Source organism: Streptomyces sp. NPDC004788, assembly GCF_053601115.1.
On the sequence record NZ_JBSGBF010000013.1, the window covers coordinates 32,596 to 50,909 of the forward strand.

Sequence of the window (18,314 nt, forward strand, 5' to 3'; positions counted from 1 at the left end):
GGAGGCCGCCGTCTCAGTCGCCGGCGCCGTAGACGGGTTGCGGCGGCTCCGCCTCCGCGAGCAGCTTGAGGGCGGCCTCGCCCGCCTCCGCCGGGGTCCAGCGGGCGCCCTTGTCGGCGGTGGGGCCGGGGCGCCAGCCCTCCATGACGGTGAGCCGGCCGCCCTCCGCCTCGAAGACCCGGCCGGTCACCCCGGCCGAGGCGGCCGAGCCGAGCCAGACGACCAGCGGTGAGACGTCCTCGGGCGGCGCGGCGAGCCCGGCGAAGGTCTGCTCGGTCATCCGGGTCCGGGCGGCGGGCGCGATGGCGTTGACCTGGACGCCGTACCGTCCCATCTCGGCCGCCGCGACCAGCGTGAGCCCCACGATCCCGGCCTTGGCGGCGGCGTAGTTGCCCTGCCCGACGCTGCCGAGCAGTCCGGCGCCGGAGGTGGTGTTGACGACCCGGGCGGCGACCGGGTGGCCCGCCTTCGCCTCGGTGCGCCAGTAGGCGGCGGCGTGCTTCAAGGGCAGGAAGTGACCCTTCACATGGACCCGCATCACGGCGTCGAAGTCGTCCTCGCCGAGGTTGACGAGCATCCGGTCGCGCAGGAAGCCGGCGTTGTTGACGAGGGTGTCGAGCCGCCCGTACGCCTCCAGGGCGGTCCGCACGAGGGAGGCGGCGCCCTCCGCGGTGGCGATGTCGCCGCCGTGCGCGACGGCCTCTCCCCCGGCCGCCCGGATCTCCTCGACGACCCGGGCGGCCGGGCTGTCCGCCGCCGCACCGGCCCCGGGACTGCCGTCGAGTCCGACGCCGAGGTCGTTGACGACGACCCTCGCGCCCTCGGCGGCGAAGGCCAGGGCGTGGGCGCGCCCCAGACCCCGGCCGGCACCGGTCACGATCACCACTCGTTCGTCGCACAGACCCATGTCAGCTCTCCTTCTCGGCAGTCGACTTGTTGACGGTTGCGGCATCCAGAAAGGCGGGGCGCTCCCCGCCGCCGTGCACGAGCAGCGAGGCGCCGGAGACATAGGCGGCGCGGTCGGAGGCGAGGAAGACCGCGGCCTCGCCGACGTCGGACGGTTCGGCGAGCCGGCCGAGCGGCACGGTGCGGCCGACGGCGGCGACGCCGTCCGCGTCGCCGTAGTGCAGGTGGGACAGTTCCGTGCTGACCATGCCGAGGACCAGGGTGTTGACCCGGACCTCGGGGGCCCATTCGACGGCCATGGAGCGGGCCAGGTTCTCCAGGCCGGCCTTGGCGGCGCCGTAGGCGGCGGTGCCGGGCGAGGGGCGGGTGCCGCTGACGCTGCCGATCATGACGACCGAACCGCGGGTCGCGCGCAGCAGCTCGTAGGCGGCGAGCGAGACGGCCAGCGGGGCGGTGAGGTTCAGCTCGACGACCCGCGCGTGCTGTTCGCCGTGGCCTTCGCCCAGGAGCCGGTAGGGGGTGCCGCCCGCGTTGTTGACGAGGGTGTCGAGCCGCCCGTACCGCTCGGCGACGCGGGCGAAGAACGCCGCCACCTCCTCGGGTCGTCGCAGGTCGAGGGCGTGGAACGCGGCCTCGCGGCCGCCGTCCGCGACCGGCTCGCCAGGGGGTCTGCGGGCGCAGACGACGACCTCGGCCCCGGCCCGCAGAAAGGCCCGGGCGATGCCCGCGCCGACCCCGCGGGTTCCGCCGGTGACGACGGCGACCCTCCCGTCCAGCTCCATCGGCTGCTACCTTCCTCCCACTGCACCTAACAAACGTTTGGTGGAAAGGTAGCTGATCCGCTCATGGGTGTCTCCACCTCACGCCCGGACAAGGGCATCGCACTCGTCACCGTCGACTTCCCGCCCGTCAACGCCCTGCCCGTGCGCGGCTGGTACGAGCTCGCCGACGCCGTCCGCGCCGCCGGGCGCGATCCGGAGACCCGCTGCGTCGTGCTCGCCGCCGAGGGGCGCGGCTTCAACGCGGGCGTCGACATCAAGGAGCTCCAGCGCGACCCCGGCCACGGCTCGCTCGTCGCCGTCAACCACGGCTGCGCGGAGGCGTTCGCGGCGGTCTACGACTGCGCGGTGCCGGTCGTCGCCGAGGTCGGCGGCTTCTGCCTGGGCGGGGGCATCGGGCTCGTCGGCAACGCGGACGCGATCGTCGCTTCCGACGACGCCGTCTTCGGCCTGCCCGAGCTCGACCGGGGCGCGCTCGGCGCCGCCACCCATCTCGCCCGGCTCGTGCCGCAGCATCTGATGCGCGCCCTGTACTACACCTCGCGCACCGCCACCGCGCGGGAGCTGCACGCCCACGGCTCGGTGTGGCAGGTGGTCCCGCGCGAGGAACTCCGCGCCGCCGCCCTGGAGCTGGCGGCCGAGATCGCGGCGAAGGACGGCACCCTCATCCGGCTCGCCAAGGCGGCCATCAACGGCATCGACCCCGTCGACGTGCGCCGCAGCTACCGCTACGAGCAGGGCTTCACCTTCGAGGCCAGCCTCAGCGGCATCGCCGACCGGGTCCGCGACTCCTTCGGAAAGGACGGCCAGGACCGGTGACCGACAAGACCATGACGCCCGAGCACGTGGTGGCGCGGCTGCGCTCCGGGATGACGATCGGCATCGGCGGCTGGGGCTCCCGGCGCAAGCCGATGGCCCTGGTCAGAGCGGTGCTCCGGTCCGAGATCACCGATCTCACCGTGATCTCGTACGGCGGCCCCGACGTGGGCCTGCTCGCCGCCGCCGGCCGCGTCCGCCACCTCGTCGCGCCCTTCGCGACCCTCGACTCCATCCCCCTCGAACCGCACTTCCGGGCCGCCCGCGAACGCGCCGCGTTCGAGCTCACCGAACTCGACGAGGCCATGTTCATGTGGGGCCTGCACGCGGCCGCCAACCGGCTGCCCTTCCTGCCCGTACGGGCCGGCCTCGGCTCCGACGTCATGCGGGTCAACCCGGGCCTGCGGACGGTCACCTCCCCGTACGAGGACGGCGAGGAGTTCGTCGCCGTGCCCGCGCTCCGCATGGACGCCGCCCTCGTCCACCTCAACCGCGCCGACCGCCTCGGCAACGCCCAGTACCTCGGCCCGGACCCGTACTTCGACGACCTCTTCTGCGAGGCCGCCGACACCGCGTACGTCTCCTGCGAACGCCTCGTCGACGACGAGACCGGCTTCGGCCCGGACACCGTGCCGCAGAGCCTGCTCGTCTCCCGGCACAGCGTCACCGGCGTCGTCGAGACCCCGAACGGCGCCCACTTCACCTCCTGCGTCCCCGACCACGACCGCGACGAGCCCTTCCAGAAGCTCTACGCGACCACCCCCTGGCCCGAGTTCGCCGCGCGCTTCCTGTCCGGCAAGAGCGAGGACGACTACCAGGCCGCCGTGCGCGCCTGGCACGACGAGCGAAAGGACGACTCACGATGACGGCCGTCACCCGCGCCGAGTACTGCGTGATCGCCTGCGCCGAGGCCTGGCGCGACAACGGCGAGGTCCTCGCCAGCCCCATGGGCCTGATCCCCGCCCTCGGCGCCCGCCTCGCCAAGCGGACCTTCTCCCCCGACCTGCTCCTCACCGACGGCGAGGCGATGCTGGTCGGCCTCGACGGGCGGCCCGAGGGCTGGCTGCCGTACCGCCGGCACCTGACCATGGTCACCGGCGGAAAGCGCCACGTGATGATGGGCGCCAGCCAGATCGACCGCTACGGCAACCAGAACATCTCCTGCATCGGCGACTGGGAGCGGCCCACCCGCCAGCTCCTCGGCGTGCGCGGCGCGCCCGTCAACACCCTCAACAATCCGGTGAGTTACTGGATCCCGAGGCACTCGCCCCGGGTCTTCGTCGAACGCGTCGACATGATCAGCGGCGTCGGCTACGACCACGCCACCGGCCCGTACCACCGCCTCCCCCGCGTCGTCACCGACCTCGCCGTGCTCGACTTCGCGACGCCCGACCACCGGATGCGGCTCGCGTCCGTGCACCCGGGCGTGAGCGTGGCCGACGTAAGGGCGGCCACCGGCTTCGAGCTCGTCATCGGTACCGATGTGCCGACCACGCGCGAGCCGAGCGCCGAGGAGCTCCGGCTCGTCCGCGAGGTCATCGACCCGGCCGGGCTCCGGAACCGCGAGGTCAGGCCCTGATGGAAACCCCCGGCACGGACGCCCCCGGCACGGAAATCCGCGGCGCGGACACAGGCGGCGCAGACGCAGGCGGCACGGACACAGGCGGCGCGGAGACCCCCCTCATGGAGACCCCCGTCATGGAGACCGCGCTCACCAAGCTCGTCGGCGTCCGCCACCCCCTCGTCCAGACCGGCATGGGCTGGGTCGCCGGGCCGCGGCTCGTCTCCGCCACCGCGAACGCCGGCGCGCTCGGCATCCTCGCCTCCGCGACCATGACCGTGGACGAACTGCGGTCGGCGGTACGGGAGGTGAAGTCCCGCACCGACCGGCCCTTCGGCGTCAATCTGCGCGCCGACGCGGGCGACGCGCGCGAACGGGTCCGGATCATCGTCGACGAGGGCGTCCGGGTCGCCTCCTTCGCCCTCGCGCCCTCCCGCGAGCTGATCGCCGAGCTCAAGGACGCCGGTGTCGTCGTCATCCCGTCCATCGGGGCGCGCCGGCACGCCGAGAAGGTCGCCGGGTGGGGCGCGGACGCGGTGGTCGTGCAGGGCGGCGAGGGCGGCGGGCACACCGGCGAGGTGGCGACGACCGTGCTCCTGCCGCAGGTCGTGGACGCCGTCGACATCCCGGTGATCGCGGCCGGCGGCTTCCACGACGGGCGCGGCCTGGTCGCCGCGCTCGCCTACGGCGCGGCCGGCGTCGCGATGGGCACCCGCTTCCTCCTCACCTCCGACTCGACCGTGCCCGACGCGGTCAAGGCGAAGTACCTGGCGGCGAGCGTCAAGGACATCACCGTCACCACCGCCGTCGACGGCCTGCCGCACCGGATGCTGCGCACCGAGATGGTCGCCGCACTGGAGCGGGCGGGCCGGGTCAGGGCCCTGGCGCAGGCCGTGCGCCGGGCGGCGGGCTTCCGCAAGCTCAGCGGGATGTCCTGGACGGCGATGGTCCGCGACGGCCTCGCGATGCGCCACGGCAAGGACCTGTCCTGGAGCCAGGTCCTGCTCGCCGCGAACACGCCCATGCTCCTGAAGGCCTCCATGGTCGAGGGCCGCACCGACCTCGGCGTGATGGCCTCCGGACAGGTCGCGGGGGTGATCGAGGACCTGCCCAGCTGCGCGGAACTCGTCAGCCGCGTCATGTCCGAGGCCACGCACGTGCTCCGTACCCTTCCATCCTCGTAAGGGAGTCAGCCATGCCCCTGGCCAGACACGCACGAGCGAGACGCGCACCGTCGAGCCATGCACTGTCGAGACGCGCACTGCTGAGCACCGCCGGCGCCACCGCACTCCTCGCGGTCGCCGCCCCGCCCGTCCTGGCCCGGCCACGGGTCCGCGTGACCACGACCGGGGTCCGCCAGGTCCCGCTCCAGGGCGCGGTCAACGTCCGTGACCTGGGCGGATACGGCACGTACGACGGCAAGCGGGTCCGGTACGGGCTCGTCTACCGCGGCGACCACCTCGGCAAGCTGACCGACGCCGACGTGAGCACCGTCGCCGGCCTCGGTCTCGGCCGGGTGATCGACTTCCGGATCCCGCTGGAAGTGCAGTACGACGGGGCCGACCGGCTGCCGGCCGGGGTCAGCGGGGTCTCCCGGTCCGTCACGGACAACGGTCTGTACGGGCAGCTGCTCGCCGCCATCGGTTCGCGCGACCCGGTGCGGCAGGAGGAGATGCTCGGCGGCGGCCGGGCCGCGGCCTTCATGACCGAGGTCTACCGCACGTTCGTCACCAGCGCCGCCAACCGCGAGCGCCTCGGCACGACCCTGCGCGAACTGGCCGCGCCCGGCGCCGCCCCGGTCCTCTACCACTGCACCTCGGGCAAGGACCGCACCGGCTGGGAGAGCTGGCTGCTGCTCCAGCTGCTCGGCGTGCCCGAGAGCGCCGCCACGGACGACTACCTGGCCTCCAACACCTTCCGCGCCGCCTACGACGCCCGGGTGCGCGAGGGCCTCAGGCAGAGCGGCATGATGCAGAACCCGGACCTGATCGTCCCGCTCCAGGAGGTCCGCCAGGAGTACCTGGACGCGGCCCTCGACGAGGTCCGCGCCGGCTACGGCGGCCTGTTCCGGTACGTGACGGAGGGCCTCGGCCTGGACCTGCGGACGCTGGCGGGGCTGCGGGACCGGCTGGTGGCCTGACGGTGCTCGTGCACGCGAATGGCCCGCACCCCCACCCGGGGTGCGGGCCACCGCCTTCGGTCAGAGCCGCTCGATGATCGTCACGTTCGCCTGGCCCCCGCCCTCGCACATCGTCTGCAGCCCGTACCGGCCGCCCGTGCGCTCCAGTTCGTGCAGCAGCGTCGTCATCAGCTTCACGCCGGTCGCGCCCAGCGGGTGGCCGAGGGCGATGGCCCCGCCGTTGACGTTGACGCGTTCCGGGTCGGCGCCGGTCTCCTTGAGCCAGGCGAGGACGACCGGGGCGAAGGCCTCGTTGATCTCGACGAGGTCGATGTCGTCGATGGTCAGGCCGGTCTTCTTCAGGGCGTGCGCGGTCGCCGGTATCGGCGCGGACAGCATCCGGATCGGGTCCTCGCCGCGTACCGACAGGTGGTGGACACGCGCCCGGGGCGTGAGCCCGTGCTCGCGCACCGCGCGCTCGCTCGCGATCAGCATCGCGGCCGCGCCGTCCGAGACCTGGGAGGAGCAGGCGGCGGTGATGGTGCCGCCCTCGACGACCGGCCGGAGGCCGGCCATCTTCTCCAGGCTGGTGTCGCGGCGCGGGCCCTCGTCGACCGTCACGTCCCCGTAGGCCACGGTCTCGCGGGCGAAGCGGCCCTCGTCGATGGCGCGCAGCGCCCGCTGGTGCGAGCGCAGGGCGAACTCCTCCTGGTCGCGCCGGGTGATGCCCCACTTGGCGGCGATCAGCTCGGCGCCGTGGAACTGGTTGACCGGCGCGTCGCCATAGCGGGCGCGCCAGCCCTCGGAACCGGCGTACGGGCCCTGGGTGAGGCCGAGCGGCTCGGCGGCCTGCCGGGAGGCGAAGGCGATCGGGATCATCGTCATGTTCTGGGTGCCGCCCGCGACCACCAGGTCCTGGGTGCCGGAGAGGACGCCCTGGGCGGCGAAGTGGACGGCCTGCTGGGAGGAGCCGCACTGGCGGTCGACGGTGACGCCGGGGACCTCCTCGGGCAGCCCGGCGGCGAGCCAGCAGGTGCGGGCGATGTCGCCGGCCTGCGGCCCGACGGTGTCGAGGCAGCCGAAGACCACGTCCTCGACGGCCGCGGGGTCGATGCCGGTGCGCGCGACGAGGGCCTTCAGGACGTGGGCGCCGAGGTCCGCCGGATGGACGGCGCCGAGCCCGCCCTTGCGGCGGCCCACCGGGGTGCGGACCGCGTCGACGATGTATGCCTCGGCCATGACGTTTCCTCCTGGGTGGTGGTCAGTCTGTTCGTACGGCGATCCCGTCGAGCACCATCGAGAGGTACTGGCGGGCGATCTCCTCCGGGCTGTGCCGGCCGCCCGGCCGGTACCAGCTCGCGGCGACCCAGACGGTGTCGCGCACGAAGCGGTAGGTGAGGCGGATGTCGAGGTCGGCGCGGAAGGCGCCGGTCCCGACCCCGCGCTCCAGGGTGCCGAGCCACGCCTTCTCGAACTTCACCTGCGAGTCGGCGAGGTAGTGGAAGCGCGGCTGGTCGGCGAGGTGGCGGGACTCCTTCTGGTAGATGGCGACGGCGGCGCGGTGCCGGTCGATCTCCCGGAAGGACTCGGTGACGAGGGCCTCGATGGTCTCCCGGGGGCCGAGTCCGGCGGCGAGCACGGTGTCGTACCCGTCCCAGAGCTCGTTCAGGAAGGTGGAGAGGATCTCGTCGAGCATCGATTCCTTGGAATCGAAGTGGTAGTAGAGGCTGCCGGCGAGCATGCCCGCCTCGTCGGCGATCTTGCGGACGGTGGTGGCGTTGTACCCCTGGGCGGCGAACACCTCGGCGGCGATGTCGAGCAGCTCGCGGCGGCGCTCGGGCGAGGCGGTCACCTGGGGCTTCTTCTTCTGGCCCGACGGGTTCTTGGGGCGCTTCGGGCTCTTCGGGTTCGTTGGGTTCGTCGGGTTCTTGGCGGGAGGCTTGGTCGTTGGCACGCGTCCATTGTTGTCCTACGGGTGCCGGCTGCTGACGGAGACCGTCTCGCCGGTCATGTAGGAGGAGTAGTCGCTGGCCAGGAAGACGATGACGTTGGCGACCTCCCACGGCTCGGCGTACCGCCCGAACGCCTCGCGCGCGGTCAGCTCGTCGAGCAGCTCGGCGGAGGTGACCTTGACCAGGTGCGGGTGCATGGCGAGGGAGGGCGCGACGGCGTTGACGCGGACGCCGAGGGCGGCGGCCTCGACAGCGGCGCAGCGGGTGAGGGCCATGACGCCGGCCTTGGCGGCGGCGTAGTGGGCCTGGCCGGCCTGGGCGCGCCAGCCGATGACGGACGCGTTGTTGACGATGACGCCCTGGCGCCCGGTGTCGCGGAAGTGGCGCAGGGCGGCCCGGGTGCAGCGGAAGGTGCCGTTCAGGGTGACGTCGACGACCCGGTGCCACTGGTCGTCGGTCATGTCGGCGAGCTCGGCGGTGCCGCCGAGGCCGGCGTTGTGGACGAGGACGTCGAGGCCGCCGTGGAGCCGTACGGCCGTGTCGTACAGGGCCTGGACCTGGCTCTCGTCGGTGACGTCGCACGGCAGGGCGGCGACCTGGTCGGCGCCGAACTCGGCGGCGAGCGCGGTCTCGGTCTCCTTGAGGCGGCGGGCGTGGGCGTCGCTGATCAGCACGCGGGCGCCCTCCTCCAGGAGGCGGCGGGCGGTGGCCCCGCCGATGCCGGCGCCGGCGGCGGCGGTGACGAGGGCGGTGCGCCCGGCGAGCAGACCGTGGCCCGCGACGTAGGGCGGCGGCGGGGTACGGGGGCTCATGCGCGGGGCTCCTTCGGGAGGCCGAGCACCCGCTCGGCGATGATGTTCCGCTGGATCTCGCTCGACCCGGCGTAGATGGTGTCGGCGCGGGAGAAGAGGAACAGGCGCTGCCAGTCGTCGAGTTCGTACGGTGCTCCGGCGGCGAGGGTGCCGGCGGCGCCGCGGACGTCCATGGCGAGTTCGCCGAGGTCGCGGTGCCAGTGGGACCAGTAGAGCTTGGCCATGGAGGGGTCGGCGCCGTACAGGGCGTTGGCGCGCATGGTGCGCAGGCCGATCCAAGCGCGGACGAGCCGGTCGCGGATGAGCGGGTCGGTGGCGGCGCCGTTGGTGCGGGCGAGGTCGACGAGCGCCTCGAACTCGCGGCGGAAGCCGACCTGCTGGCCGAGGGTGGAGACGCCGCGCTCGTAGCCGAGGGTGGCCATGGCGATCCGCCAGCCGTCGCCGGGGGCGCCGACCACGTGCCCGGCGGGGGTGCGGGCGCCGTCGAAGAAGACCTCGTTGAACTCGCTGGTGCCGGTGAGCTGCACGATGGGCCGGATCTCGACTCCGGGCTGGTCGAGCGGGACGAGGAGGTAGGAGAGGCCGGCGTGCGGTCGTGCGCCGGGGGCGCGCGGCTCGGTCCGGGCGAGGACGAAGCACCACTGGGACTCGTGGGCGAGCGAGGTCCAGGTCTTCTGGCCGTGCACGACCCACTCGTCGCCCTCGCGGACGGCCCGGGTGCGGACGGCGGCGAGGTCGGAGCCGGCGTCGGGTTCGCTGTAGCCCTGGCACCACAGCTCCTCGACGGACCGGATGGCGGGCAGGAAGCGGGCTTTCTGCTCCTCGGTGCCGTGGTCGATGAGGGTGGGGCCGAGGAGCTGTTCGCCGATGTGGTTGACGCGGGCGGGGGCGTCGGCGAGGGCGTACTCCTCGTGGAAGGCGATCTGCTCCTCGATGCTCGCGCCGCGCCCGCCGTACTCCTTCGGCCAGCCGACGCAGGTCCAGCCGTGGGCGGCCATGTGCCGTTCCCAGGCGAGCCGTTCGGCGAAGGCCTCGTGCTCCCGGCCAGGGCCGCCGAGGCCCTTCAGCGCGGCGAACTCTCCGCCCAGCCGGTCGCTGAGCCAGTCGCGGATCTCGGTGCGAAACTCCTCGACGCCGCTCGCGGCGCTGCTCCCGGCGCTGTTCACGGCGCTACTCGTGGCGCTACTCGTGGCGCTACTCATGGCTGCACGGTAACCTACCAAACACTTGTTAGGGAAGGATGAGACATTGTCTGGCACCCCTGTCCTGTACGAGCGGCGCGGCCCGGTCGCGTACGTGACGATGAACCGCCCCCGCTACCGCAACGCCCAGAACTCGGCCATGACCTACGCCCTCGACGCCGCCTTCTACCGGGCCGCCGAGGACCCCGAGGTGAAGGTCGTCGTGCTCGCCGGGGCGGGCGACCACTTCTCCGCCGGGCATGACATCGGCACCCCCGAGCGCGACGCGCACCTGCCCTTCGAGCGGCGCGCCGGGCTGTGGTGGGACCACTCGGAGCGGCGGGGCGGCGAGTCGCGCTTCGCCCGCGAGTCGGAGGTGTACCTGGGCATGTGCCGGCGCTGGCGCGAGCTGCCGAAGCCGGTGATCGCCTCGGTCCAGGGGGCCTGTGTGGCGGGCGGCCTGATGCTCGCCTGGGTCTGCGACCTGATCGTGGCGAGCGAGGACGCCTTCTTCGCGGACCCGGTGGTGCGGATGGGGATCCCGGGCGTCGAGTACTTCGCGCACCCGTGGGTGATGCCGCCGCGGATCGCCAAGGAGTTCCTCTACACGGGCGACCGGATGCCGGCCGGGCGGGCGTACGAGCTCGGCATGGTCAACCGGGTCGTGCCGCGCCACGAACTGGACGCCACCACCGAACGGCTGGCACTGCGCGTCGCGGAGATGCCGCAGTTCGGGCTCGCGCTGACCAAGCGCGCGGTGAACCAGGCCGAGGACCTCCAGGGCCTGCACTCCGGCCTCGACTCGGTCTTCGGCCTGCACCACCTGGCCCACGCGCACAACGCGGAGACGGCGGCGGACCCGCTCGGCGGGATGGACGTCGCGGGGATGAAGGAAGCGGCGAAGGAGGCGGCGCGCTGATGGACCTCTCGTACACCGCCGAGGAAGAGGAGTTCCGGGCCGAGGCCCGGGCCTGGCTGCGCGCGCATGTGCCCGCCGAGCCGCTGCCGTCCCTGGAGACGGCGGAGGGCTTCGCCGCCCACCGCGCCTGGGAGGCCGAACTCGCCGCCGGCCGCTGGTCGGTGGTCTCCTGGCCCGAGCGGTACGGCGGCCGGGGCGCCGACATCTTCCGCTGGCTGGCCTTCGAGGAGGAGTACTACGCGGCCGGGGCGCCCGGCCGGGTCTCGCAGAACGGCATCAGCCTCCTCGCCCCCACCCTCTTCGACCACGCCACCGAGGAGCAGCGGGCCCGGATCCTGCCGTCCATGGCGACCGGCGAGACGATCTGGGCGCAGGCGTGGTCGGAGCCGGAGGCCGGGTCCGACCTGGCCTCGCTCACCTCGCGGGCGGTGCGGACGGCGGGCGGCTGGCTGCTGTCCGGGCAGAAGACCTGGTCGTCGCGGGCGGCGTTCGCGGACCGGGCGTTCGGGATCTTCCGCACCGACCCGGGCCCGGCGGCGGAGGGCCGGCCGCACCGGGGCCTGACGTATCTGATGTTCGACCTGCGGGCCCCGGGCGTGACCGTGCGGCCGATCGGGCGACTCGACGGCAAGCCGGCCTTCGCCGAGCTGTTCCTGGACGAGGTGTTCGTGCCGGACGAGGACGTCATCGGCGAGCCCGGCCAGGGCTGGCGGATCGCCATGTCCACCACCGGCAACGAGCGCGGCCTCACCCTCCGCTCCCCCGGCCGCTTCCTGGCCGCCGCCGACCGTCTCGTACGGCTCTGGCAGGACCGGGCGGACCCCGGCGACACCGCGCTGCGCGACCGGGTCGCGGACGCGGTGATCGGCGCGCGGGCCTATCAGCTGTTCACCGCGGCCGGCGCCTCGCGCTTCACGGCGGGGGCGACCGTCGGCGCCGAGTCGAGCCTCAACAAGGTCTTCTGGTCGACGTACGACATCGCCCTGCACGAGACGGCGCTCGATCTCCTGGGCGCGGAGGGCGAGCTGTCGGACACCGAATGGGCCGAGGGCCATGTCTTCTCGCTCGCGGGACCGATCTACGCGGGCACCAACGAGATCCAGCGCGACATCATCGCCGAGCGCCTGCTCGGCCTCCCGAAGGGCCGCCGCTGATGCGTTTCCTGCCGACCGACGAACAGCGCGACTTCGCGCGCTCGCTCGACGCGATGCTGACCGCCGCCGACACCCCGACGGCGATACGCGCCTGGGCCGCGGGCGATCCCGGGCCCGGGCGAGCGCTGTGGGCCCGGCTCTGCGCGGCGGGCGTGTTCGCGCTCGCCGCGCCCGAGGCGTACGAGGGGATGGGACCGCTGCCCGTCGAACTCGCCCACGCGTTCGTCGAGTTGGGCCGCCATGCCGTCCCGGGGCCGGCCGTGGAGACGGTCGCGGCGACGGCGCTGCTCGCGGAGCTCGCCGAGCGAGGCGAGCCGGGACCGGCGAAGCGGCTGCTGCCGGGGCTCGTGACGGGCGGGACGGTGGCGACGCTGGCCCTGGACGACGTGTCGCCGTACGCCCTGGACGCGGACGCCGCGGATCTCGTCCTCGTCGTCCGGGGCGAGGAACTGCGGATCGCGCCCGGGCACGAGGAGGTCCGGGTCTCGGCCGATCCGGTACGGCGGCTCGCCCGGCCCGCGCCCGGCGGGGAGCTGCTCGCGGTCGGGCCGGAGGTCGTGGCGGCGGCCGGGCGGGCCCGGGACTGGGCGCTGCTCGCGACGGCGGCGCAGGCGCTCGGGCTCGGGCTCGCGCTGCTCGACCGGACGGTGGCGTACGCGAGGCAGCGCACCCAGTTCGGGGTGCCGATCGGCTCGTTCCAGGCGGTCAAGCACCGGCTCGCGGACACCCTGATCGGCCTGGAGTTCGCCCGGCCGCTGCTCTTCGGAGCGGCGCTCACCTTCGAGCGCGGTGATCTCGCGGCGGCGAAGGTGACGGCCGGTGAGGCCGCCCACGCGGCCGCCGCCACCGCTCTCCAGGTCCACGGCGCCATCGGCTACACCGAGGAGCTCGACCTCTCCCTGTGGCTGCGCAGGGCCCGGCCGCTGCGGGACGCCTGGGGCGGCCCGTCCTGGTGCCGGGCCCGGGTGCTCGCGGAGCGCTAGGGGGTGTCCTCGCGGGGCGGGGAGTCGTCGTTCCCACGCCGGATCGTGCGCACCGCCCGCCCCGGCGCCCACGTCCGGAAGACGAGCTCCTCGCCCTCGACCGCGGTCCGCACGACCTCCGTCAGCTCGACCCGGAAGAGGTGGAAGGGCTGCGGCGCGCCCGCCACCTTCGCGTACCAGTCCAGGGTCGCCGGGTCCGTGACCTCGACCGCGCGCCCGGAGACCCGGACGTCGCCGCCGCCCATGCCCGTGCCCTCGCCCGGGTTGGCGAGCAGCGAGAAGCGCGGGTCGCGGCGGACGTCCCGGGCCTTGAGCGAGTTCGGCATCATCCCGAGCCACAGCTCGCCCTCCCGGAACTCCGCCTCGATCCCGCTCAGCCGCGGCGAGCCGTCCCTGCGGAGGGTGGCGAGGGCGTGGTGGGTGTACTGGCCGAAGCGCTCGCGGACGGTGGCCGCGAGGCCGGGTTCGGCGGCCTCGAAGGCCGCCCACGTGGCGGTCGGGGTGTTTCCGTTGTCTCCCATGTCTCCAGGGAACACCGGAAACCCGACACCTTCTGTCTGGATTGCTCCGGACTACGCCTGGGCGCGCTCGGTCGCCGCGCGCTCGGCCTTGCTGCGCTCGACGCAGAACTCGTTCCCCTCGGGGTCGGCCATGGTGGCCCACCCGGTGCCGTCCGGCCTGCGCCGGTCGTCGACGAGGGTCGCGCCGAGCCCGATCACGCGCTCGACCTCCTCGTCGCGCGTGCGGTCCTGCGGCTGGAGGTCGAGATGGACGCGGTTCTTGACCGACTTCTTCTCCGGGACCCGGACGAAGAGCAGGCTCGCGCCGGCCGACTCGACGGTCGCCTCGGGGTCGCCGGGGTTGTCGTCGTCGGCGAGGCGGCCGTCGAGCACCTGGGCCCAGAAGGAGGCCAGGGCGTAGGCGTCGGAGCAGTCGATGGTGACGTGTCGCACGAGAGAGGTCATGCGGTCATGTTCGCTCACCTCCGGCGCCCCTGACCAACCGTTTGGGCGAGGCCGATTCCGGCGGCGATCCGGCCGCGGTGTACGGCGGGGGCGCCGAGCAGACGGGCGGCGGCGTGGGCGCGTTTGAGGTGGTCGTGGGCGGCGCGGCCCGGGTGGTGGAGCAGGCCGTGGAAGACGGTGGGCGGGCCCATGAGGCAGCTGACGCGCTCGGCCGCCATGCGGGCGAGGACGCGGTCGGCGTCGTAGACGGCCTCGGGGAGCATCGTCACGCCGTTCAGGAGGCAGGCGAGGACACCGGCCTTGTAGCCGAAGGTGTGGAAGAAGGGGTTGACGAGGAGGTAGCGGTCGCGGGGGCGCAGGTCGCCGAGGTCCTCGCCGGAGGCGTGCAGGCGGGCGGCGTAATCGGTGCCGAGGAAGTCGTGTTGGTGAAGAGGACCGTGGCGCCGCTGCGGCGCAGGATGTCGGCGGCCTCGGCGGGCTTCTTGCGGGTGTTGACGGGGACGAGGACGGCGCCCGCGGTGACGGCGCCGAGAGCGTCCTGGACGGCGGCGACCACGCCATCGCCCTCGGCCGGGTCACGGCCCTGACCGCGCACCGCTCCGGCGCCGGCCCCCTGCTCTGCTTCCGGCGCGGTTACGGGCGCTTGCCGCGCCGCCGCTCCCGCTCCGACTCCAGCTCCTCGATGTCGGCGAGCATGGCGTCGGCGAGGTCGCGCTCGGAGGCGTAGTACCGCTCGGCCCACTTCAGGGTCAGCGTCGGGTACGCCCACGCCTCGTCCGCCTTGGCACCCTCGACGTCCGCCTCGGCGCGCTGCCGCATCGTCTCGGCGAACTCCCGGTGCCCGGCCAGGATCTCGCGCATCTGCTCGGGTTCGAGGAGGTGGCCGAGCCAGAGCCGCAGCATCGGCCCGTGCTTGAGCACCGGCGGGTCGAACGGCGCGGTGCGGGCCCAGGTGCGCACGGCGGCCAGGCCCTCGTCGGTGATGCGGTAGACCCGCTTGTCCCGCGTGCCGACCTCGGGGGCGACGAGCCGTGAGGTGGCGAAGCCGGCCTTCTCCAGCCGCTTGAGCTCGCTGTAGATCTGGCTGAACGACGGGCTCCAGTAGAAGAAGCGCAGCGACCAGTCCGACCACTTCTTCAGGTCGTAGCCGGACAGCTCCCGCCCGAAGGAGAGCAGCCCGAGCACCGCCCAGCTGGTCGCGGGCAGCCCGGGCAGCTCCGCCGGTTCCTGCGCCTTGTCGTCCTTGTCGTCCGCCACGGACCGAAGTCTACGACCACCTTCCGGGGTCCACGTATGCCTGCTAGAAGTATTCCTATTCGAAATAGCTTCCCGTGGTTCGAGGAACCCGGAGCGAAGGAGAGCTCAGCGTGAAGTTCTCGATGATCTTCGAGGCCCAACTCGTCGACCCCACCCCCGCCCGCGAACGCCAGGTCCTCCACGACTGCGTCGAACAGGCCGTCCTCGCCGAGGAGATGGGCTTCGACCGGATCTGGGCGGTCGAGCACCACTCCCTCACCCAGTACGCCCACATGAGCGCGTCCGAGATCTTCCTGACCTGGGTCGCCGCCCGCACGAAGAACATCCGCATCGGCCACGGCGTGGTCACCATGCCCTTCGGCTACCAGCACCCGGTCCGGGTCGCCGAGCGGGCCGCCATGCTCGACGTGCTCTCCGGCGGCCGCGTCGACATCGGCGCCGGACGCGGGGCGACCAAGCAGGAGATGCGCATGTTCGGGGTGCGCCCCGACGACACGTATCCACAGATGGAGGAGGCACTGCGGATCTTCGCCTCGGCCTGGCGCGAGGAGGAGTTCGAGTGGCACGGCTCGCTCGACATCGGCCCCGGCGCGATCCTGCCCCGGCCCGTGCAGGACCCGCACCCGCCGCTCTTCATGGCCTGCTCCAAGCACGACACGCTCAAGCTGGCCGCCGAACTCGGCATCGGCGCGCTCGTGATGGGCTTCGCCGGCGCCGACGACGTGCGCGCGATGCGCAAGGTGTACGACGAGGCCATCGCCGTACGCGACGGCTCCCGGCTCGTCTCCACCGAGGTCAACGACCACTTCTCGGCGCTCTGCCCGACGATCGTCCTGGACGACGCGGCCCGCGCGCTCCGGCTCGGCACCCGCGGCCAGCGCTTCTTCGCCGAGTCCATCGCCCACTGGTACGGCAACGCGCCCGCGCCCACCGGCTACGCCGAGGACGAGGACCACGTCGCCGCGCTCGCCCGGGAGCGGGAGGAGCTGGTGGCCCGGCTGCACGAGGCGAACATCCCGGCCCGCCCGGTCGACACCGGCACGTACAACGCCGACCACGCCTACGGGGACGCCGACACGGCCGTCGCGTACGTGGAGCGGCTGCGGCAGATCGGCGTCGACGAGGTGATGTGCCTGATCCAGATGGGCACGGTGCCGCAGGAGGTGTGCCTGGAGACCGTCCGGCAGTGGGGCGAGAAGGTCATCCCGCACTTCCGCGCCCTTGAGGCCGCCGCGTGAGCGCCGGGCTGCGTGCGCTCGACGGCAGGGTCGTCGCCGTCACCGGCGCGGCCCGGGGGCAGGGTGCCGCGGAGGCGCGGCTCCTGGCGGCGGCCGGGGCGCGGGTCGTCCTCACCGACGTACGGGAGGAGGAGGGCCGGGCGGTCGCGGCCGAACTCGGCGCGGACCAGGCCGTGTTCGTACGGCACGACGTGACGTCGCCGGACGGCTGGGCGACGGTCGTGGACACGGCCATCGCCTCGTACGGACGCCTCGACGGCCTGGTCAACAACGCGGCTCTGTGGCGGACCGCGCCCGTGGAGTCGGAGACCTACGAGAACTTCGAACTCCTCTTGCGAGTCAACCTGTTGGGGCCGTTCCTCGGCATGCAGGCGGTGCTGCCGGCGCTGCGCGAGGCGGGCGGGGGCTCGGTCGTGAACGTCTCGTCGACGGCCGGCCTGGTCGGCGTGCCGGGCCACGCGGCGTACGGGGCGGGCAAGTTCGGGCTGCGCGGGCTGAGCCGCTCGGCGGCCCGCGACCTCGCGCCGTACGGCATCCGCGTCAACACGGTCCATCCGGGCGCCGTCGACACGCCCATGACGGCGGCGGTCGCGGAGAAGGACTGGTCGCACGTGCCGCTGGGCCGGATGGGCCGGCCGCGGGAGGTCGGCGAGCTCGTCGCCTTCCTGCTGTCGGACGCGGCCTCGTACGTGACGGGCGCGGAGTTCACGGTGGACGGAGGGCTCACCGCATGACCACGGATCCGCTCACTCCCGCGGCCCGTGCCCTGTGCGACGCGATGTCGGCGGGCTTCCCGCGCCCCGGGGCGGGCGCGGCGGCGCTGCGGGCGGCGGCGCGGGCGCACCTGGCGGAGATCCCGCCGGGCGCCACCGACACGTACGCGAGGGATGTGCCCGTCCGGGTGTACGAGGGCGGGGCCGGCCCGGTCGTCGTCTTCGCGCACGGCGGCGGCTGGGTCCTGTGCGACCTCGACACCCACGACCGGCTGTGCCGGGCGCTGGCCGCCCGTACCGGCGCGACGGTCGTCTCGGTCGACTACCGCCGGGCCCCCGAGCACCGCTTCCCGGCCGCCGAGGACGACGTGTACGCGGCCCTGGAGTGGGCGGCGGCCCGCCACCCCGGCCGGCCGCTCGTCCTGGCCGGCGACTCCAGCGGCGGCAACCTCGCCGCGGCCTGCGCCCTGCGCGCCCGCGACCACCGCGGCCCGGCGCTCGCGGGCCAGCTCCTGATCTACCCGGTCCTGGACCACCGCCTGGCCGGCGAGTCGGCCGACACGTACGCGGAGGGCTTCTTCCACACCACGGCCCACATGCGCTGGTACTGGCAGCAGTACCTGGACCCGGACACCGACCCGGTCGCGGCCTCCCCCGGCCTGGCGGACGACGTCTCCGACCTGCCGCCGACGCTGATCGTCCTCGCCGACTGCGACCCCCTGCGCGACGAGGGCCTCGCCTACGCCCGCCGCCTCTCGGCGTCCGGCGTCCCGGTCCACGTCCAGCTCCACACGGGCGTGTTCCACGGCTTCCTGGGCGGCCTCGGCCTGCTTCCGGAGGCGGACGGGGCCCTGGCCGCGGCGGCCGCCTGGCTGAGGGACGTAGCCGAGTAGCCGAACCACCGAGAATCGTCGGCCCCCACCGGTCCGCACCGGATCGCCGAGCGCAACCGTACGCGG

The 18,314-nt window shown here is 73.6% G+C and carries 20 protein-coding genes and 1 pseudogene; 11 read left to right on the forward strand and 10 right to left on the reverse strand.

All coding sequences use genetic code 11. The features are described from left to right. Positions 1–13: 13 nt before the first annotated feature. Together ACWEJX_RS08820 and ACWEJX_RS08825 are read right to left on the reverse strand one after the other, a co-directional pair. Entirely contained in the window at positions 14–907 is an 894-nt protein-coding gene (locus ACWEJX_RS08820) for an SDR family oxidoreductase (protein WP_451606816.1), read from the reverse strand. A gap of 1 nt (position 908) precedes the next feature. Continuing rightward, complete coding sequence (locus ACWEJX_RS08825; RefSeq protein WP_451606817.1) at positions 909–1,688, reverse strand: SDR family oxidoreductase; 780 nt, start codon at positions 1,686–1,688, stop codon at positions 909–911. A gap of 63 nt (positions 1,689–1,751) precedes the next feature. On the opposite strand from ACWEJX_RS08825, the gene ACWEJX_RS08830 reads away from it, so the two are divergent. The 5 genes from ACWEJX_RS08830 (at position 1,752) to ACWEJX_RS08850 (ending at position 6,202) form a co-directional block, all read left to right on the forward strand. Beyond that, on the forward strand, positions 1,752–2,504 hold the full coding sequence (locus ACWEJX_RS08830) for an enoyl-CoA hydratase family protein (RefSeq protein ID WP_451606818.1): 753 nt from the start codon (positions 1,752–1,754) through the stop codon (positions 2,502–2,504). After that, positions 2,501–3,367, forward strand: a complete 867-nt coding sequence (locus ACWEJX_RS08835; RefSeq protein ID WP_451606819.1) for a CoA transferase subunit A — start codon at positions 2,501–2,503, stop codon at positions 3,365–3,367. The genes ACWEJX_RS08830 and ACWEJX_RS08835 overlap by 4 nt, the downstream gene beginning before the upstream one ends. Continuing rightward, the gene (locus ACWEJX_RS08840) at positions 3,364–4,080 is read left to right on the forward strand and encodes a CoA-transferase subunit beta (RefSeq protein ID WP_451606820.1); all 717 of its coding nucleotides are present in this window, start codon (positions 3,364–3,366) and stop codon (positions 4,078–4,080) included. The genes ACWEJX_RS08835 and ACWEJX_RS08840 overlap by 4 nt, the downstream gene beginning before the upstream one ends. Positions 4,081–4,199: 119 nt before the next feature. After that, the gene (locus ACWEJX_RS08845; protein WP_451606879.1) at positions 4,200–5,246 is read left to right on the forward strand and encodes an NAD(P)H-dependent flavin oxidoreductase; all 1,047 of its coding nucleotides are present in this window, start codon (positions 4,200–4,202) and stop codon (positions 5,244–5,246) included. An 11-nt stretch (positions 5,247–5,257) separates the two neighbouring features. Continuing rightward, a complete protein-coding gene (locus tag ACWEJX_RS08850; protein WP_451606821.1) occupies positions 5,258–6,202 on the forward strand; it encodes a tyrosine-protein phosphatase in 945 nt (314 codons plus the stop codon). A gap of 60 nt (positions 6,203–6,262) precedes the next feature. On the opposite strand, the gene ACWEJX_RS08855 is transcribed toward ACWEJX_RS08850, so the two are convergent. From ACWEJX_RS08855 to ACWEJX_RS08870, 4 genes are all read right to left on the reverse strand, one after another. Beyond that, positions 6,263–7,420 (reverse strand): acetyl-CoA C-acetyltransferase, encoded by a 1,158-nt coding sequence (locus ACWEJX_RS08855; protein WP_451606822.1) that lies wholly within the window; start codon positions 7,418–7,420, stop codon positions 6,263–6,265. A 22-nt stretch (positions 7,421–7,442) separates the two neighbouring features. Next, a complete protein-coding gene (locus ACWEJX_RS08860; protein ID WP_451606880.1) occupies positions 7,443–8,033 on the reverse strand; it encodes a TetR/AcrR family transcriptional regulator in 591 nt (196 codons plus the stop codon). A 117-nt stretch (positions 8,034–8,150) separates the two neighbouring features. Continuing rightward, entirely contained in the window at positions 8,151–8,945 is a 795-nt protein-coding gene (locus tag ACWEJX_RS08865; protein WP_451606823.1) for an SDR family oxidoreductase, read from the reverse strand. Further along, on the reverse strand, positions 8,942–10,147 hold the full coding sequence (locus tag ACWEJX_RS08870; protein ID WP_451606824.1) for an acyl-CoA dehydrogenase family protein: 1,206 nt from the start codon (positions 10,145–10,147) through the stop codon (positions 8,942–8,944). Before ACWEJX_RS08870 ends, ACWEJX_RS08865 begins: the two co-directional genes overlap by 4 nt. Positions 10,148–10,193: 46 nt before the next feature. Here ACWEJX_RS08870 and ACWEJX_RS08875 point away from each other — a divergent pair, with 46 nt between their 5' ends. The 3 genes from ACWEJX_RS08875 to ACWEJX_RS08885 are packed head-to-tail and all read left to right on the forward strand — an operon-like array spanning position 10,194 to position 13,182. Then, complete coding sequence (locus ACWEJX_RS08875; RefSeq protein WP_451606825.1) at positions 10,194–11,045, forward strand: enoyl-CoA hydratase; 852 nt, start codon at positions 10,194–10,196, stop codon at positions 11,043–11,045. Then, positions 11,045–12,199, forward strand: coding sequence for an acyl-CoA dehydrogenase family protein (locus tag ACWEJX_RS08880; protein ID WP_451606826.1), 1,155 nt, complete (start codon positions 11,045–11,047; stop codon positions 12,197–12,199). Before ACWEJX_RS08875 ends, ACWEJX_RS08880 begins: the two co-directional genes overlap by 1 nt. Continuing rightward, entirely contained in the window at positions 12,199–13,182 is a 984-nt protein-coding gene (locus tag ACWEJX_RS08885; protein ID WP_451606827.1) for an acyl-CoA dehydrogenase family protein, read from the forward strand. Before ACWEJX_RS08880 ends, ACWEJX_RS08885 begins: the two co-directional genes overlap by 1 nt. Here the strand turns inward: ACWEJX_RS08885 and ACWEJX_RS08890 are convergent. The 4 genes and pseudogenes from ACWEJX_RS08890 to ACWEJX_RS08905 all read right to left on the reverse strand — a co-directional run bounded on the left by ACWEJX_RS08890 (position 13,179) and on the right by ACWEJX_RS08905 (position 15,404). Then, complete coding sequence (locus tag ACWEJX_RS08890) at positions 13,179–13,703, reverse strand: pyridoxamine 5'-phosphate oxidase family protein (RefSeq protein WP_451606828.1); 525 nt, start codon at positions 13,701–13,703, stop codon at positions 13,179–13,181. The two genes, ACWEJX_RS08885 and ACWEJX_RS08890, sit on opposite strands and share 4 nt — an antisense overlap. Before the next feature lie 51 nt (positions 13,704–13,754). After that, the gene (locus ACWEJX_RS08895) at positions 13,755–14,147 is read right to left on the reverse strand and encodes a VOC family protein (protein WP_451606829.1); all 393 of its coding nucleotides are present in this window, start codon (positions 14,145–14,147) and stop codon (positions 13,755–13,757) included. Between the two features lie 131 nt (positions 14,148–14,278). Further along, positions 14,279–14,691: pseudogene (locus ACWEJX_RS08900) on the reverse strand (AMP-binding protein); the annotation flags it as partial. 89 nt (positions 14,692–14,780) lie between these two features. Further along, positions 14,781–15,404, reverse strand: coding sequence for a helix-turn-helix transcriptional regulator (locus tag ACWEJX_RS08905; RefSeq protein WP_451606830.1), 624 nt, complete (start codon positions 15,402–15,404; stop codon positions 14,781–14,783). A 110-nt stretch (positions 15,405–15,514) separates the two neighbouring features. Between ACWEJX_RS08905 and ACWEJX_RS08910 the strand changes: the two genes are divergently transcribed. The 3 genes from ACWEJX_RS08910 to ACWEJX_RS08920 are packed head-to-tail and all read left to right on the forward strand — an operon-like array spanning position 15,515 to position 18,248. Continuing rightward, positions 15,515–16,642, forward strand: a complete 1,128-nt coding sequence (locus tag ACWEJX_RS08910; RefSeq protein WP_451606831.1) for an LLM class flavin-dependent oxidoreductase — start codon at positions 15,515–15,517, stop codon at positions 16,640–16,642. Next, on the forward strand, positions 16,639–17,376 hold the full coding sequence (locus tag ACWEJX_RS08915; protein WP_451606832.1) for a glucose 1-dehydrogenase: 738 nt from the start codon (positions 16,639–16,641) through the stop codon (positions 17,374–17,376). The genes ACWEJX_RS08910 and ACWEJX_RS08915 overlap by 4 nt, the downstream gene beginning before the upstream one ends. After that, positions 17,373–18,248, forward strand: a complete 876-nt coding sequence (locus ACWEJX_RS08920; protein WP_451606833.1) for an alpha/beta hydrolase — start codon at positions 17,373–17,375, stop codon at positions 18,246–18,248. The genes ACWEJX_RS08915 and ACWEJX_RS08920 overlap by 4 nt, the downstream gene beginning before the upstream one ends. Positions 18,249–18,314 lie beyond the last annotated feature (66 nt).

Coding starts and splice junctions, on each gene's coding strand:
- ACWEJX_RS08825 (WP_451606817.1), bottom strand. CDS start 1,688: ATGGAGCTGGACGGGAGGGTCGCCGTCGTCACCGGCGGAACCCGCGGG.
- ACWEJX_RS08895 (WP_451606829.1), bottom strand. CDS start 14,147: ATGACCTCTCTCGTGCGACACGTCACCATCGACTGCTCCGACGCCTAC.
- ACWEJX_RS08840 (WP_451606820.1), top strand. CDS start 3,364: ATGACGGCCGTCACCCGCGCCGAGTACTGCGTGATCGCCTGCGCCGAG.
- ACWEJX_RS08845 (WP_451606879.1), top strand. CDS start 4,200: ATGGAGACCGCGCTCACCAAGCTCGTCGGCGTCCGCCACCCCCTCGTC.
- ACWEJX_RS08870 (WP_451606824.1), bottom strand. CDS start 10,147: ATGAGTAGCGCCACGAGTAGCGCCACGAGTAGCGCCGTGAACAGCGCC.
- ACWEJX_RS08880 (WP_451606826.1), top strand. CDS start 11,045: ATGGACCTCTCGTACACCGCCGAGGAAGAGGAGTTCCGGGCCGAGGCC.
- ACWEJX_RS08885 (WP_451606827.1), top strand. CDS start 12,199: ATGCGTTTCCTGCCGACCGACGAACAGCGCGACTTCGCGCGCTCGCTC.
- ACWEJX_RS08820 (WP_451606816.1), bottom strand. CDS start 907: ATGGGTCTGTGCGACGAACGAGTGGTGATCGTGACCGGTGCCGGCCGG.
- ACWEJX_RS08830 (WP_451606818.1), top strand. CDS start 1,752: ATGGGTGTCTCCACCTCACGCCCGGACAAGGGCATCGCACTCGTCACC.
- ACWEJX_RS08865 (WP_451606823.1), bottom strand. CDS start 8,945: ATGAGCCCCCGTACCCCGCCGCCGCCCTACGTCGCGGGCCACGGTCTG.
- ACWEJX_RS08920 (WP_451606833.1), top strand. CDS start 17,373: ATGACCACGGATCCGCTCACTCCCGCGGCCCGTGCCCTGTGCGACGCG.
- ACWEJX_RS08890 (WP_451606828.1), bottom strand. CDS start 13,703: ATGGGAGACAACGGAAACACCCCGACCGCCACGTGGGCGGCCTTCGAG.
- ACWEJX_RS08855 (WP_451606822.1), bottom strand. CDS start 7,420: ATGGCCGAGGCATACATCGTCGACGCGGTCCGCACCCCGGTGGGCCGC.
- ACWEJX_RS08850 (WP_451606821.1), top strand. CDS start 5,258: ATGCCCCTGGCCAGACACGCACGAGCGAGACGCGCACCGTCGAGCCAT.